Source organism: Streptomyces sp. NPDC002602 (assembly GCF_042889445.1).
GTDB lineage: Bacteria > Actinomycetota > Actinomycetes > Streptomycetales > Streptomycetaceae > Streptomyces.
In genome coordinates, this window is sequence record NZ_JBIAQX010000005.1 from 36999 (window position 1) to 51689 (window position 14691).

The 14691-nt window shown below is 73.1% G+C and carries 13 protein-coding genes; 3 read left to right on the forward strand and 10 right to left on the reverse strand.

The features are described from left to right. Positions 1-53: 53 nt before the first annotated feature. The 3 genes from ACFYW3_RS16265 to ACFYW3_RS16275 all read right to left on the reverse strand — a co-directional run bounded on the left by ACFYW3_RS16265 (position 54) and on the right by ACFYW3_RS16275 (position 3333). Positions 54-845 (reverse strand): polyprenol monophosphomannose synthase, encoded by a 792-nt coding sequence (locus tag ACFYW3_RS16265; protein ID WP_351752523.1) that lies wholly within the window; start codon positions 843-845, stop codon positions 54-56. Between the two features lie 312 nt (positions 846-1157). Continuing rightward, entirely contained in the window at positions 1158-2795 is a 1638-nt protein-coding gene (locus tag ACFYW3_RS16270) for an amidohydrolase (RefSeq protein WP_351752520.1), read from the reverse strand. A 97-nt stretch (positions 2796-2892) separates the two neighbouring features. Beyond that, positions 2893-3333, reverse strand: coding sequence for an Lrp/AsnC family transcriptional regulator (locus ACFYW3_RS16275; protein ID WP_351375600.1), 441 nt, complete (start codon positions 3331-3333; stop codon positions 2893-2895). Positions 3334-3551: 218 nt separating this feature from the next. Between ACFYW3_RS16275 and ACFYW3_RS16280 the strand changes: the two genes are divergently transcribed. Further along, positions 3552-3986 (forward strand): hypothetical protein, encoded by a 435-nt coding sequence (locus tag ACFYW3_RS16280; RefSeq protein ID WP_351752517.1) that lies wholly within the window; start codon positions 3552-3554, stop codon positions 3984-3986. 13 nt (positions 3987-3999) lie between these two features. Here ACFYW3_RS16280 and ACFYW3_RS16285 read toward each other — a convergent pair whose 3' ends face one another. The 7 genes from ACFYW3_RS16285 to ACFYW3_RS16315 all read right to left on the reverse strand — a co-directional run bounded on the left by ACFYW3_RS16285 (position 4000) and on the right by ACFYW3_RS16315 (position 11478). Further along, a complete protein-coding gene (locus tag ACFYW3_RS16285) occupies positions 4000-5097 on the reverse strand; it encodes a phosphotransferase family protein (RefSeq protein WP_389386615.1) in 1098 nt (365 codons plus the stop codon). A gap of 65 nt (positions 5098-5162) precedes the next feature. Next, a complete protein-coding gene (locus ACFYW3_RS16290) occupies positions 5163-6296 on the reverse strand; it encodes a hypothetical protein (protein WP_389386616.1) in 1134 nt (377 codons plus the stop codon). 836 nt (positions 6297-7132) lie between these two features. Then, the gene (locus ACFYW3_RS16295) at positions 7133-8305 is read right to left on the reverse strand and encodes an acyl-CoA dehydrogenase family protein (protein WP_267799440.1); all 1173 of its coding nucleotides are present in this window, start codon (positions 8303-8305) and stop codon (positions 7133-7135) included. Positions 8306-8480: 175 nt separating this feature from the next. Then, on the reverse strand, positions 8481-8825 hold the full coding sequence (locus ACFYW3_RS16300) for a TetR/AcrR family transcriptional regulator (protein WP_389386617.1): 345 nt from the start codon (positions 8823-8825) through the stop codon (positions 8481-8483). A gap of 386 nt (positions 8826-9211) precedes the next feature. After that, entirely contained in the window at positions 9212-9364 is a 153-nt protein-coding gene (locus ACFYW3_RS16305) for an SCO1431 family membrane protein (protein WP_267799437.1), read from the reverse strand. A 117-nt stretch (positions 9365-9481) separates the two neighbouring features. Further along, entirely contained in the window at positions 9482-9910 is a 429-nt protein-coding gene (locus tag ACFYW3_RS16310) for an SPW repeat protein (protein WP_389386618.1), read from the reverse strand. A 164-nt stretch (positions 9911-10074) separates the two neighbouring features. Then, a complete protein-coding gene (locus tag ACFYW3_RS16315; protein WP_389386619.1) occupies positions 10075-11478 on the reverse strand; it encodes a peptidase C39 family protein in 1404 nt (467 codons plus the stop codon). Between the two features lie 302 nt (positions 11479-11780). Between ACFYW3_RS16315 and ACFYW3_RS16320 the strand changes: the two genes are divergently transcribed. Both ACFYW3_RS16320 and ACFYW3_RS16325 read left to right on the forward strand, forming a co-directional pair. Beyond that, complete coding sequence (locus tag ACFYW3_RS16320) at positions 11781-12368, forward strand: uridine kinase (RefSeq protein ID WP_389386756.1); 588 nt, start codon at positions 11781-11783, stop codon at positions 12366-12368. A 357-nt stretch (positions 12369-12725) separates the two neighbouring features. After that, positions 12726-14675 (forward strand): AAA family ATPase, encoded by a 1950-nt coding sequence (locus ACFYW3_RS16325; RefSeq protein WP_351752502.1) that lies wholly within the window; start codon positions 12726-12728, stop codon positions 14673-14675. Positions 14676-14691: the final 16 nt, after the last annotated feature.

A 14691-nucleotide genomic window follows, 5' to 3' on the forward strand; every position in this document is an offset into this window, starting at 1 on the left:
AGTGTGCCTGGGGCGGTGTAAAAGCGACCTCAGTCGGAGGTATCGGACATCCCTTAGGGGTTTCGGGGAGACGGGTCTCGGTAAGGGGGCCGGCCGGTCAGCTTGGCGGCCCGGGCCTTGATGCCCCACTGGGTGACCCGCCACAGGGCCTCCACCACGATGTCCCTGCTCATCTTGCTGTCGCCGAACTCGCGCTCGACGAAGGTGATGGGCACCTCGACGACCCTGAAGCCCTGGCGGATGGCCCGGCGGGCCAGGTCCACCTGGAAGCAGTAGCCGGCGGAGGCCACCTCCTCCAGGCCCAGGCCCTCCAGCGTCTCGCTGCGGAAGGCGCGGTAGCCGCCGGTCACGTCGCGGATCGGCACGTCCAGGAGCAGCCGGGAGTACGTGGAACCGCCGCGGGAGAGCATCTCGCGGCTCTTGGGCCAGTTGACCACGCGGCCGCCCGGCACCCAGCGGGATCCCAGGACCAGGTCGGCGTTGCCGAGGGCGGTGAGCAGCCGGGGCAGTTCCTCGGGTCGGTGGGAGCCGTCGGCGTCCATCTCCACGAGGACCCCGTAGCCGTGCTCCAGGCCCCAGGCGAAGCCGGCCAGGTAGGCGGCGCCGAGGCCTTCCTTGCCCTTGCGGTGCAGCACGTGGACCTGCTCGTCGGCGCAGGCCAGCTCGTCGGCGAGCTTGCCGGTGCCGTCGGGGCTGTTGTCGTCGGCGACCAGGATGTGCGCTGCGGGGACTGCGGCCCGGACCCGGCCGACGATGGGGCCGATGTTCTCGGCCTCGTTGTACGTCGGAATGATCACCAGGGTGGTGCCGAGCGGCCCGTAGGTCCGCTGTCCGCCATCGCTCACTGGGTCCCCTTGCGTGTTTCTCGTCCGGCCGGCCTCGTACGTCCCGTCACAGCAGGATGATTTTAGAACAGCGATCGGAGCCGGCGGTCCTTCGGGCCGGCCCGGCTCCCGCTGGCTGCGGGTCACCGTGACCGTTGTCTACTGGACCGCCGGGCCCCGACCTGGGGCCACCAGCCGCCGGCGAAACCTTCCCTCGCCCCCGAGGCGCGGGTGCGCTGAGCGGACGGATCCGTCCGGTACGGACGTCCTGTTGGTGGACCCGGCCGAACCTATCCGGGTCGGGCCGCCGGGACCGAACCGAGGCCGGTCGGATCACCCCTGTGGGCGTACGAAAACCTCCCGGCCGCCGACGACCGTCGCCAGGCACACCGGCAGATCCCCGCCGGGGGTCAGGTCGGGCAGCCCCGGGGTGCCCGAGCGCGGGTCGGTGGACCAGCGGGCGACCCGGTCGTCGGGGGCCTGGACGACCAGTTCCTCGGTCCGCCAGACGGCGTAGTCGGCCGGGGCCCCGGGAACGAGGATGCCGGCGTCGTCGCGGCCGAGGGCCCGCCAACCGCCGCGGGTGTGGGCGGCGAAGGCGGCCCGTACGGAGATCCGGTGCTCGGGGGTGCGGTGGAAGGCGGCCGCCCGGACGGTGCCCCAGGGGTCGAGCGGGGTGACGGGCGCGTCCGAGCCGAAGGCGAGCGGGACGCCGGCCTTCAGCAGGGCCGCATACGGGTTGAGGGTGCGGGCGCGCTCGACGCCGAGCCGATCGGCGTACATGCCGTCCTCGCCGCCCCAGGCCGCGTCGAAGGCGGGCTGCACGGAGGCGGTGAGGCCCAGTTCCGCGAAGGCGGCGATGGTGGCCGGGGTCATCATCTCGGCGTGCTCGACCCGGTGGCGGGCGGCCCGCACCCGGGCGAGGCCCACCGTGTCGGCTGCGGCCCGGACGCCTTCGACGACGGCGCTCACCGCGGCGTCGCCGATGGCGTGGAAACCGGCTTGGAGCCCCTGTTCGGTGCAGGCGGCGACGTGCGCGGCGACGTCACGGGCGTCCAGGTAGCCGGTGCCGGTGTGCGCCGCGTCGGTGTACGGGGCGTGCAGGCAGGCGGTGTGGGAGCCGAGGGCGCCGTCCACGAAGAGGTCGCCGGCGGCGCCGACCGCGCCGAGCCGCTTGGCCAGGTCGAGGTCCCGATCGGCCCAGTAGCCGAAGACGCGCGGGCCGGGGTGGCTGCGGGCGAGGTCGAGCAGGGCGGTGAAGTCCTCCGGGGAGGAGATCTCCGGGCCGCCGCACTCGTGCACGGAGCCGATGCCGAGGGAGGCGGCCCGGTCCAGGGCGGCCCGCTGGGCCTCGGCGCGCTGGGCGGGGCCGACGGCGCCGAGCGCGACCGCGCGTACGGCGTGGTGGGCGTCGGCGGTCAACGGCTCGTCGCCGGCGACGAGGCCCGCGCCCCCGGGGACGAGGTCGAGGAGCGCGGTGGTGACCACGGCCGAGTGGACGTCGATGCGGCTGAGGTAGAGCGGGCGGCCCCCGGTGGCCCGGTCCAGTTCCTCGCGGCGCGGGGCGCGGCGCTCCGGCCAGCGGGCGGCGTCCCAGCCGTGTCCGAGGAGCACCCGGTCGTCGGGGCGGCGCTCGGCGTGGGCCCGTACCCGGTCCAGGGCGTCCGCGAGGGTGCGGGCGTCGGAGAGGTCCAGTCCGGTGAGGGCGAGACCGGTGGAGGTGGTGTGCACGTGGGCGTCGGTGAACGCGGGCGTGACGAGCGCCCCGTCGAGGTCGACGACCTCGTCGACGCCCTGGGCGAAGGCGTCGGCGGCGCCTTCCGAGCCGACCCAGGCGACGTGCCCGCGCTCGACGACCATCGCGGTGGCGAACGGGTCGGCGGGGCTGTGCACCTCGCCGCCGCGAAGGAGGACGGTGCGGTCGGGTACGGGGGCTCCGGCGGCGTCGGCGGAGGCGGTGCGGTCAGTCATGGGACCCAGTCTCCCGCCTCGGCCGGCCGGGCCCGACCTCGGGTCCCCCGGGGCGGGGAGCCGGGGCCGGGCGGGGCCACGAGGGGTCAGGGGGCCGTCACACGCGGGGCGGGCGGGACTCGTACGGAGTGGACAGCACCACCGTCGTGCGGGTCGAGACGTGCGCCAGGGCGCGCAGTCGGCCCAGCAGGTCCTCCAGCTCCAGGGGCGTGCCCACACGGACCTTGAGGATGTAGTTCTCGTCTCCGGCCACGCTGTGGCAGGCCTCGATCTCCGGGACACCCGCCAGGCGTTCGGCGATGTCGTCCGGCGCGCTGGGGTCGAACGGTTTGACCGAGATGAACGCCGTCAGGGGCAGCCCGACGGCCTCGGGGTCGACCACGGCGGCATAGCCGCGGATCACCCCGCGCTGCTCCAGGCGGCGTACTCGCTGATGGACCGCCGACGTGGACAGTCCCGTGGCCTTGCCCAGATCCGTGTAGCTCATTCGCCCGTCCCGCACGAGCAGATCAACGATCTGGCGGTCCAGCTCCTCCATTGCGCTCATAGCCGCTCAACCTATTGCCCAATGCCGCTCCAGGCACAGCGGTGTCCACGGGTTGGGTGGCACCTGCGGCGGGCATGTGACCAAGCCCACAGGGGTACGGGGGCGTACCGGGGGTGGTTGTGGTTACTCGTGCCGCTCGACGGGAAGTGCTTGGTGTGGCCGTGGCCGAAGAACCTGCCCGCCCGGCCCATTCAAGGGGGAGTACATCCATGCTGAACGCCAAGCGCGCCGGTCGCATCGAACCGGAGCCTCCGGAACTGCTCGATTCCGACGAGGACGGCTACCTCGACGAGGCCGAGGGGTTCGAGATCCACCACGCGATCTGCCCCGACTGCGGCCAGTCGATCGCCCTCGTCGCGGACGAGGAGTACCTGCCGCAGCACGCCCTCTGCCCGTCCCCGTGGAACCCGTTCGGGCTCACGGTGTGCGCGGGTACGGGCCGGCCGGCTTCCGACGCGCTGCCGACCGTGGGCGGGTTCCAGCACGACGTGCAGGAACTCGACCCGATCGTGCACCTGTCGCTCCCGCAGGGCCTCGACTGGCGGACGCAGCCCTTCTCGCACGTCGGCGGTCCGGGCTCGCGTCCCGTCCGCGTGACGGCCCCGCTGCCGCCGCAGATGCGCCAGCACGCGCAGGCCGCCTGACGGGTCGCCCGCCCTACCAGTACGTTCCCCGCACCATGGCGTCGAGCGTGGCGTGGTGCAGGATCAGGCCGTCCGGGTCCGCCGGGACCTCGACCTCGCCGAAGTGCGCCTGCCGGTAGGCGATGCGCAGCATCACGATCCCGTGCCGCAGGGCGGCGTAGAGGGTGTGGAACTCCATGTCCCGCGGGGTGTGCCCGGTGAGTTCGGCATACCGGCGTTCCACGTCCTCGCGGCGCAGGAAGTCGGGCAGTCCCGGCCGGCCGAACCCGACGGTCAGGTCCTGGAAGAAGCGGTGCAGGTAGACGGTCCAGCCCAGGTCGACCTCCCGGGGGGCGTACGAGGCCATCTCCCAGTCGAGGACGGCCACCGGCTCGAAGCCGTCGGCCTGGTAGACGACGTTGCCGATGCGGGCGTCCCCCCAGTTGAGGACGGGGTCGCCCTCGTCGGCCGGCCAGAGTTCCTCCAGCCGGTCGAAGGCCCGCTCCAGGAGCGGTGAGGGGGCCAGTCCGGCCACCACCCATGCGTAGTAGGCGCGTTGGGCCTCGACGTGGCGGCGCAGTGGGCTTCCCTCCCCGGGTGGGAGGAGGAAGCGGGCCTCCCCGGTGGGGAACTGGTCGTGGAGGCGGGCGAGCAGGGAGACGCTCGCCTCCTGGAGCCGTGCGCGTTCTGCGTCGGTGGCGGAGTGCAGCCAGTTGCCGTCGTACGTGTAGGGCATGACGTCGGGCGGTACCCGGCCCTCGGCGCGGGCCATGACGAGGAAGGGCGCGCCGAGCGGGCCCGGGTCCTCCTCCAGCCAGCGCACGCGCGGCACGGGCAGGTCGGTGTGCGCGGCGACCAGGCTCATCACCCGGTACTGGCGGGGCAGGTCGTAGACGGGGAAGACGGTGTACGCGGCCGGGTCCGCGGCCAGGCGCAGGGCGCAGGCCCGCTCCGGGGTGTCGGGGTGTTCGATGTCGAAGAGCAGGGTCTCGCTGGACATGCCGTTGGAACCGGGGACGGAGATGTTGGTGACCTTCGCGCCGGGAAGGGTCGCGTCGAGCCAGGCGGCGAGGCGGCGGCCGAGTTCCTCGGGCTCGCGGGTCGAGGTGCGGGGACGTGGTGCCGTTGCCATGGCGGGTCCTGCCTTCCTTTCCGATGGAGCGTCCCCCTCGGGGCTTTCGCGACGCCCGCTCGGGGTCACGGGGCCACGGAGGTGTGGTCGGTGAAGCCGCTGGGGTCGTGACGGCCGAAGCTGCCGTGCTCGAAGATGCCGTGTCCGACCCGGCCGTCGAGGGTGAAGCGGGCCGAGTGGTCGGTGACCCCGAAGGCGGCCATGGGGTGCGCGGTGGGATCGGAGAGGTCGTAGACGCGCCGGTCGGCCCAGGCGCGGCCCTGCCAGGTGCCGTGCTGCCAGTCGGCGGCGGGCGGGTAGCCGGCGCCGACGGCGAGGGGGGAGGAGTTGAGGACGTGGACGCGGAGTTCGAGGGGTTTGCGGGTCGGGTCGGTGAGGTGGACGACGGCGCTCTCGGGGTGGCGGCTGCCGGGGCGGTAGCGGATGTCGGTGTGCGGCCAGCCGAGTTGGACGTCGTGGCGGCCGTCGCCCTCGGGGAAGACCTGGACGGCCTCGTTGAGGATGCGGTGGCCGTCGGCGTCCTCCTGGACGATGACCATGAGGAACCGGTCCTCGAAGCGGACGGGTATCCAGAGCCAGTGGAAGCCCTCGGTGCGGTGTTCCTCCGCCGCCCGGCCGCCGTCCTCGCCGGGGATCGGGCGCACGCCCCAACTGCGATCGCGGGTACCGGTCCACGCGCCGGGGGTCAGGGTGAGTTCCTCGCCCCTGACCCGGATGGTGCCGGTGACGTTGCCGGCCTGGACGAAGCGGCGGCCTTCCAGCATCAGCCGGTCGCCGCGGCGCTGCACGTGGTGGGGCTCCCAGACGGCGGGGAACTCCGCGGTCCAGGTGATGTCGTACGAGAGGCCCTCGGGGTCGTCGGGGTCGGGGTCGCAGTGGAGGCCGATCCGCTTGAGGGGCTCGTCGACGGTGATGCGGAGCGGGCCGACGGAGAGGTTCATCCGGTCGTCGCCGAGGGCGTCGGAGGCACGGACGGCGAGGAGTTCGTCACCGACGCGCAGGGTGGCGTAGGCGTCGATGACGCCCGCGTTGGGGTAGACGCCGAGGCCGAGGATGAGGACGGCCCTGCCGGCGTGGTCGAAGACGTGGAAGATGCAACGGTCGTAGGCGTTTCGATCACCGCTGACGAGGTGCTTCATCGACAACGGCGCCTGGTGGATGGGGTACTCGTCAAGCGGGACGGGCCGGTCGGCGGGCATGGCGGACCTCCTGGGCGCGGCGGCGTGGCGGCGCGTGACGTGGTGTGGCGTGGCGCGGGTTGGCCTGGTGTGCGGCGACGGCGTGCGGCGGTGTGCGGCGGTGTGCGGCTCAAGCAGATATGACGGTACGTCAGAAACTGTTTGGAGGAACAGACTTGTGGCACTACGCGACAGGAAGGCACGTCCGGACACCTCGCGCCCGAGAGACGCGGGCGGTGACGGGGAGCGCGATGTTCGTCCGCCGACCACCCGCGGACCGCCCACCGGCGGGGCGGGGCGACCGGCGGGCACGTCGCGACGCCGGGACGTCGGGATGCCGGGGCGTCGGAACGCCGGGACGCCGGGACGTCGGGGACACGTCGAACGGATGGCCGTGGGCGGGGGCCGGTTACCCGTGGGCCGATCTCGCGTTCTGCCGTGCATGACCACGCTTGAGACGTCCACGCCGAGAACGGGTCGCAGGCGGCGGCCCACGCCTCACGGATACGAAGAATCGGTTCCGCCGAGGAACCCCGACACACCCGTCCACAACGCGCTCCTGGCCCGCTGGACCGCCGAGGGCCGGACGGTGCCGGGGCGGCGCGATCCGGAGTGGTCACGGATCACCTCGTCCCCGATCTGGCCCAGCGGCCCCCTGTACGGAGGCTGAGCGGGACGGGCCGACGTACCGTCGGGACGGGCCGACCGTCCGACGAACCGGGGCCGGGCCGACCGGGCCGCGTCACGACGGCGGCCGGCCCGCCGACCGGTGCGGTGCGACGGCCGGGTCCGCCGGTCCGCGGCACGACGGCCGGGCTCGCCGGGACGGACGGCGCCCCCGGCCCGGCCCGGGCGCCTCAGCGGGTCTCGGGGCCCGCGAGGTGGCGGGCGATGACCATGCGCTGGATCTGGTTGGTGCCCTCCACGATCTGGAGCACCTTCGCCTCGCGCATGAGCCGCTCCACCGGGAAGTCGGCGGTGTACCCGTAGCCGCCGAGGACCTGCACCGCGTCCGTCGTGACGGCCATCGCGGCGTCCGTGCAGAACAGCTTGGCCATGGCGGCCTGGCGCGAGAAGGGCTTGCCCGCGTCCCGCAGGCGCGCGGCGGCGAGGTACAGCGCCCGGCCCGCCTCGATCTTGGTCGCCATGTCGGCCAGCATGAAGCGCAGCCCCTGGAAGTCCGCGATGGGGTGCCCGAACTGCTTGCGGTCCAGGGCGTAGACCAGGGCCTCGTCCAGGGCCGCCTGGGCGACGCCGATCGCGCAGGCGGCGATCCCGAGCCGGCCGGCGTCCAGGGCGGCGAGGGCGATGGTGAAGCCCTGACCCTCCTCACCGATGCGCCGGGTGTCGGGGACGCGTACGCCGTCGAAGTGCAGTTGGGCGGTGGGCGAGCCCTTCATGCCCATCTTCTTCTCGGGGACGGCAGCCGTCAGACCGGCCGCGTCGCCGGGGACGAGGAAGGCCGTGATGCCCTTGGGGCCGTTGACACCCGTGCGCGCGAGGACGGTGTAGAAGTCGGCGACCCCGCCGTGCGTGATCCACGCCTTGGTGCCGGTGATGATCCAGTCGTCGCCGTCGCGGACGGCCTTGGTGGTCAGCGAGGCGGCGTCGGAGCCGGCGGCCGGCTCCGAGAGACAGTAGGCGCCGAGCAGGCCGCCGCCGAGCATCGCCGGGAGGTGCGCGCCCTGCTGCTCCTTGGTGCCGTAACCGGCGAGGCCGTGGCAGGCCAGGGAGTGCACGCTGACACCGAGGCCGACCGTCAGCCGGGCCGCGGCGAGCTCCTCCAGCACCTGGAGGTAGACCTCGTACGGCTGCTCACCGCCCCCGAACTCGCCGGCGTACGGGAGCCCCAGCAGGCCGGCCTCCGACAGGAGCGTGAAGACCTCGCGGGGGAAGCGTCCGTCGTCCTCCTCCTCGGCGGCCCGGGGGCGGATCTCCCGCTGCGCGATCTCTCGTACGAGCGCGAGCAGATCACGGGACTCTTCGGTGGGCAGTTGTCGGTCCACCGGCTGCGGGGCGCGGTCGGTCATGGCGGCGCTCTCCTCCCTGGTCGGGCACGGCGGCGGCGCGTGAGGTGTGGGACGCGCCACCGGATCTCGGTGCTCTCACAGCCGATACTGCCCTCCCGGATCACGGAAGGGCCTGTTCAGTGGCTGCGGCGGCTTGAGTATGCCCGATCAGGGGCTTCCCGTCACCGGTGCATGATCATCTGGATCCTCCGGGACCTCGTGCGCGGGTGGAGCGGGGTGGTCGGGGGCGAACTCCTCGATCACCGTCAGGGTCGCGCGCCCGGTGGTGTTCGGCGTCGTACAGGTGGCCGTCGATGGTGCGGCGGGCGCGTTCGGAGCCGGCCGGTTCGGTTCCCGCGGCCGCGCGGGCGACGGGTTCGGCGACGGACTCCTCGACGATGGCGAGGTGGTGGCCGCGCTTGCTCTTGAAGTGGTGGCAGACCAACCCCTTGGCGACACAAGCGTGTTGGGCGATGTCGTCCATGGAGAGCGCGCCGTACGAGGTGTCGGCCGTGCCCGCGGTGGGGCTGCCGTGCGTCACCTTCAGCCCCGAGGGGTCGCCCGCTCCCCCGGCGATCCCGCGTTCGTCTTCATGACGCGGGTGAGCGCCGAACAGGCGCCGGTCACCTCGGATGTGATCGCCGCCGACGGGCTGCGGCCGGACGCCTCGCGATCCGTCCGGCGGCGCCGTTCCGCACGTCGCCGAGGGCCCGCCAGTGCTGTGATCGGAAAGGGTCACCGTGTCACGGCGCCCGGCACGGCACCAGGCCGTCTCTTTCGGATCTTGCCGGTCAAGCCCGCGTCGTCAGGTGCCGTGCATCGCAAGGCGGAGAGGCTCCCGAGTACTGGACGTCCTCGGGTGCCTCGACAACGCGGCGAGGTGCGGTGCCGGGCGGCGCGGGTCAGGCAAGATCCGGAAGAGACGGCCTAGAGCCAGCCGACCTGGGTGACGAACATGGCGATGACGACCACCAGGGTCCAGCCGAGCACGTGCTCCAACCAGCCGGAGCCGTCCTTGGGGCCACCCGTGCGGGCGAGGCTGCGGGCGCGGTCGGTCGGAGCTGCGGCATGTGTGGTCATACCGTCCAATGTGGCAGCATTCGCGACTCTCGCGGTAGGGACGAGAGACGAGCGTCACGAGTGGCGCACGTCACGCCCGCCGGAGTCCGGCGGGCGTGACGGGGCGGTGCGGTGCGGTCAGCCGGCGCGGCGGTCCCGACCGGCCATGCCCGCCATGGCCAGTGCCAACAGCAGGGCGACGGCGCCGGCGATGATGTTGCTCAGCACGGTGCGGGTCGTGGAGACGTCCCCCGCGATGACCCACGGGGCGACGATCGTCCAGGCCGCGATGACGACGGCGGTCCACGCCATCGCGTGCGTGCGCTCGTAGGCGGACCCCAGGCCGCCCATGCACAGGCAGTACGCCAGTCCGGCGATCAGGTTGTTGACCGCCAGCGAGCCGAAGCCGCTGAACCCGGCGATCCACGGCGATGCCGCGATGTAGAGACCGGTGATCAGGGCCATCGCCTCGACCGCCTGCGCGCGGGGCGTACTGGTGACCTGCTCGAAGCGCGTGCGCATCTCGGCGAGGTCGGGGTGTTGTTCGATGTTCGGGTGGGTGGTCATGGCGGGCCGCCTCCTGTTGAAGCTTGAATCTGCCCTGTGCCTACACACGTTCTGTGCCCTTTATGTTCCACTTACAACCCATTCGGGTCAACGGAAACGGGCGCGGGTTTCTTCGCACTTCCGACAAGCGGTGCGCACGTGCGACAAGCGGACCGCCGACCCCGTCAGAGCACCCCCACCGTCCGCAGCGCCCGGATCGCGGCCGCCGACGGGCGGGCGGGGACGTACAGGTAACAGATGCCCCCGGTGCCCGAGACCGCCTTGCCCGCAGCGTTGCGGCGCTTGGTGCGGAGCCAGATGGTCTCCCACTCCTTGCGCCGGTAGACGCGGCGGACGGAGGGGTTGTCCGCCGAGTTCGGGTCGTTGGCGATCACGTCCCCGGCGGCCGTGAAGCCGATGACGGTCATCAGGTGGCCCGCCGTGCCGTAGCCGGCGCCGGTCAGCTCCTCGGCGCGGAAGCACTGCGAGGTGATGGCGGGGATCCCGGCGCGGACCAGGACTTCCAGGTCGGCGAGGGACGTCAGCCGGGTGACGACCCCGGCCATGTCCGGGTACGTGGCGGCGTAGGCGGCGTTGAAGGGCCAATTGCCGCAGCCCTTGTACGCCGCGTCGTACGTGGAGCGGGCGGCGTGGCAGACCTGCGGGTCGGAGTACCCCTTGCGGACCCAGCCCAGGGCCGCCGGGGTCGCCCTGCGCCCCCAGAACTCGATGATCATCTGGGAGGAGGTGGGGCTGCACCAGGCCTCGCCGCCGTTGTCGTACTCGGGGTACCGGCCGATGTGGACCTCCTGCGAGTACCTCGGGACCTTCAGTTCGTGGGCCGGGCCGGACGGGGTGGAGGCGGGGACGGTGAAGCGGTCCGGGATGTCGGAGACCATCGCCCCGGCCAGCCAGACCGTCGGCCCGCGCTCGGCTCCGGGCTTGCGGTGGAGGGTCAGGCGCAGTTGCCAGTCGCGCAGGCGCAGGCCGGCGGCCTTGGCGGGTCCGTCGAGGGCCAGCGTGTCGGTCCACACCGTGCTGCGCCCGTCGCTCTGGCCGTCGACCGAGGTGCGCCGGATGTCCCCGTCGCCGGAGGCCCAACGGCCCATGACGTACCACGGGGTGGCCGTGCCGTCGGTGTACGTGCCGCGCAGTTCGATCCGGATCCAGGTGCCCGCCGGGGTGCGGGCGTTCCAGGACGCGATGGCCTCGGTGGCGGGAACGGTCGAGCGGTGCACCGGCGAGGTCCAGGAGGCGTACTCCCAGGCGGCCTTCCGCGCGGTGTGCGGGTCGGTGTACTCGGTCCGGCCGGCCGGGGTCCTCATCTCCAGTCCGGGTCGGACGCCGCCGACCGCCGCGGTGCCCTGGTGGGTGCCGGCCTGCCAGTGCGCCTGGGAGTACCAGAAGCGGTTGTCGACCCTCCGGCCCGTGGCGGCCTCGGCGGGCGTGCCGGCGCCCGGGGCGGAGGGGGTCTTCGCTCCGCTCCGCGACGCGCCGGCGGCCGAGGCCGCCCCGCCGGGAACGGTGGCCGCGGCGGCGGCCGCGAGGGCGACGGCGAGCAGGGCCCTGCGTGGGGTGGGTGCGGTCATCGGTGGTGCCCCCATGGGTCGGTGCGGTGGCTCGGCTGGTCCACCCTTCCAGTTCCCGGCTGCCGGGCGGCGAAGCCACGGGCCCCGTGTCGGCCCTGCCACTCGGCCGGTCCCGCGACGCGGACTCCCCCGCCGCCACCGCCTGAGGGCTGTCCCGCAATCCCTGGCGGGACAGCCCTTAGGCTGGCCGGGTGGAGCCGCACCCGTCACCCCCGTCACCCGATCCCCGTTCGGCCGTCGAGCCCCTCGGGTCCGCCCGGGCCGGCGGTTCCCTCGAGCGGCTCGCCCGGGAGCTCGCCTCCCTGCCCCCCTCGCTCGGTCCGGTACGGCTGATCGGCATCGACGGGCACGCCGGCTCCGGGAAGAGCACCTTCGCGGAGCGGCTCGCCGAGGCCCTGGGCGGGGCGCCGGTGATGCACCTGGACGACGTGGCCACCCACGAGGAACTGTTCGCGTGGGACGGGCGACTCGGTGCCCAGGTGCTGGAGCCGCTCCGCGCCGGCCGGTCCGCGCTCTGGACGCCGTACGACTGGGTGGAGCGCCGGTTCGGCCCCGCGCGGGAGCTGGAGCCGGCCCCGGTGCTGCTCGTAGAGGGGGTCGGGGCGGGGCGGCGGACGATCCGGCCGTGGCTGGCGAGACTGCTGTGGATGGAGACACCGCGCGCGAAGTCCTGGGGGCGCGGGCGAAACCGGGACGGGCGCGAACTGTCCGACTTCTGGGACGGATGGGAGCGCGCGGAGCTCGCGCACTTCTCGGACGACCCTTCGCGCCCCTTCGCCGACACCCTGGTACGCCAGAGCGGTACGGGATACGAGTGGACTTCCGGGGTCGGTGCGACCGCGGGAACCACCTCTTCCGTCACGGAAGGTGACGGGCTCCCCCGCGCCTGAGCGGGTCCGGAAATCCGTCCGCACGGGCCCTCTCCGACCGGCTTGACCTGGCGCCCGCGGCGGCCTTACGTTCTGAATGCCCGGTCCGCAAGGACCGCGGCGGACGTCGAGCCCCCGGTTGTTCCCCCGTGACCGGGGGCTTCGTTCTGCCCTCCGCCGGGTCCGCCACCCCCCGCCCTTCACCCTGTGTCACCACAGGAGCCCGAAACGCGCCCCCGACGCACACCCCCCGCACCCTGGGTAAGGTGCGTCACCGCAGGTACGATGCAGCCCTGATTTCATCTGGCGCGGTGGGCAACTCGCGGGACTGACGCGGGGGTTGCCGCGTACCACGGGGGCAGGCTTGTGGGGGATGTGATGGACTTCGGCACGCCGGGCAGCGCGCACGCCCCGGCCGAACTCGCCTGGCTGCGCGGAGTGGACGCCTGCACGATGGGCGCCTACCCGCAGGCCGAGGAGGAGTTCCGGGCGGCCGTACGGCTCGATCCCGCGATGGCCGACGCCTGGCTGGGTCTCCACGCGCTCCGGGTGGACACCACCAACGCGTTATTGCGCATGTACGCCCATCGGGACCGGTTCGGCGAGCAGCGGGCACGTCACCGGCGCATGCTGAACTCCTGGTACTGGCTGGGCTGGTGGGTACAGCCGGTGTTGGAGAGCCGCCGGGACCTGCTGTTGGCCCATGCCTCGCACTGGCTGGACGGCCGTCACGTGCCCGAGTTGGACCAGGCGTTGGCGGCCCTGCCGCCGGTGGACACCGATGCCCAGGTGCGGTTCCTGCACGCCTGCCGGGCGTACCTGGTCAAGGACTGGGACCAGTTGGTCCGGCACACCGAGCCGCTGGTGGACGATCCGCTGCTGGGCATCGAGGCGGGTCTGTTCGGCGGGATGGCCCGGGTCCGGCTGGAGATGTACGGGCAGGCCGAGCCGATGCTGTCGGCGGCGTTGATGCGGTGCCGCAGCGAGCAGCCCCAGCGCAAGGAGCTGCGGTACTGGCTGGCGCGGGCGCACGAGGGCACGGGGCGCAGCGCGGCGGCGCTGCCGCTGTACCGCGCCGTGCACCGGGTGGATCCGGCGTTCATGGACACGGTGGCGCGGCTGACGGCGATCGAGGACGCCGACTTCGTCGACGGGGCCGACGGGTACGCGGGGTACGGGCACTCCGGCGAGGGCTTCGCCGGGCACGGGCTCTCCCCGTCCGGCGGGGATTTCGCGGCGGTGGCGCTGGGCGGTGGCTCGGGCCCGGTGCAGGACATCGCGGCGGACGGGCAGGTTGAGCCGGACCCGCCGACGGTCCTGGAGCCGCCGGATCAGCGGTTCGTGCCGGGCGGCGGACCTCCCGGCACGAACCGGTTGGAGGGCGTGCGCCGCAAGGTGGTGGTTCCGCCCCGGGCGGCGGGGCTGCCGGCCGGGCCCGCCGATCCGCAGGCGTTGGCCGAGGCGCTCGCCGAGTTGGAGCGCATGGTGGGTCTGGAGCCCGTCAAGCGGCAGGTGAAGGCCTTGTCGGCGCAGTTGCACATGGCCGGTCTGCGGGCGAGCCAGGGGCTGCCGGTACAGCCGCCGAAGCGGCACTTCGTCTTCTCGGGGCCCTCGGGCACGGGCAAGACCACGGTCGCGCGCATCCTGGGCCGGGTGTTCTACGCGCTCGGCCTGCTGGGTGGCGATCATCTGGTGGAGGCCCAACGAGCCGATCTGGTGGGCGAGTTCCTGGGCCAGACGGCCGTGAAGGCGAACGAACTGATCGATTCCGCGATCGGCGGGGTGTTGTTCGTCGACGAGGCCTACAGCCTGTCCAACTCCGGCTACAGCAAGGGTGACGCGTACGGGGACGAGGCCCTCCAGGTCCTGCTGAAGCGGGCGGAGGACAATCGCGACCACCTGGTGGTGATCCTGGCGGGCTATCCGGCGGGGATGGACCGGTTGTTGGCCACGAACCCGGGGCTCTCGTCGCGGTTCACCACCCGGGTGGACTTCCCGAGCTACCGGCCGCCGGAGCTGACCGCCATCGGCGGGGTGCTCGCGGACGCCAACGGGGACTGCTGGGACGAGGAGGCCCTGGACGAGCTGCGCAGCATCAGCGGGCACGTCGTCGAGCAGGGCTGGATCGACGAGCTGGGCAACGGCCGCTTCCTGCGGACCCTGTACGAGAAGAGCTGCGCGTACCGGGACCTGCGGTTGGCCGGGTTCGCCGTGGACCCCTCGCGGGAGGACCTGGCCACGCTGCGGTTGGCCGATCTGATGCAGGCGTACGGGGAGGTCCTGTCGGGCCGGGGCCCCCAGGACCGCACGGAGCCCCCGCCGCTGTAGGCGACGGGGGCTCCGG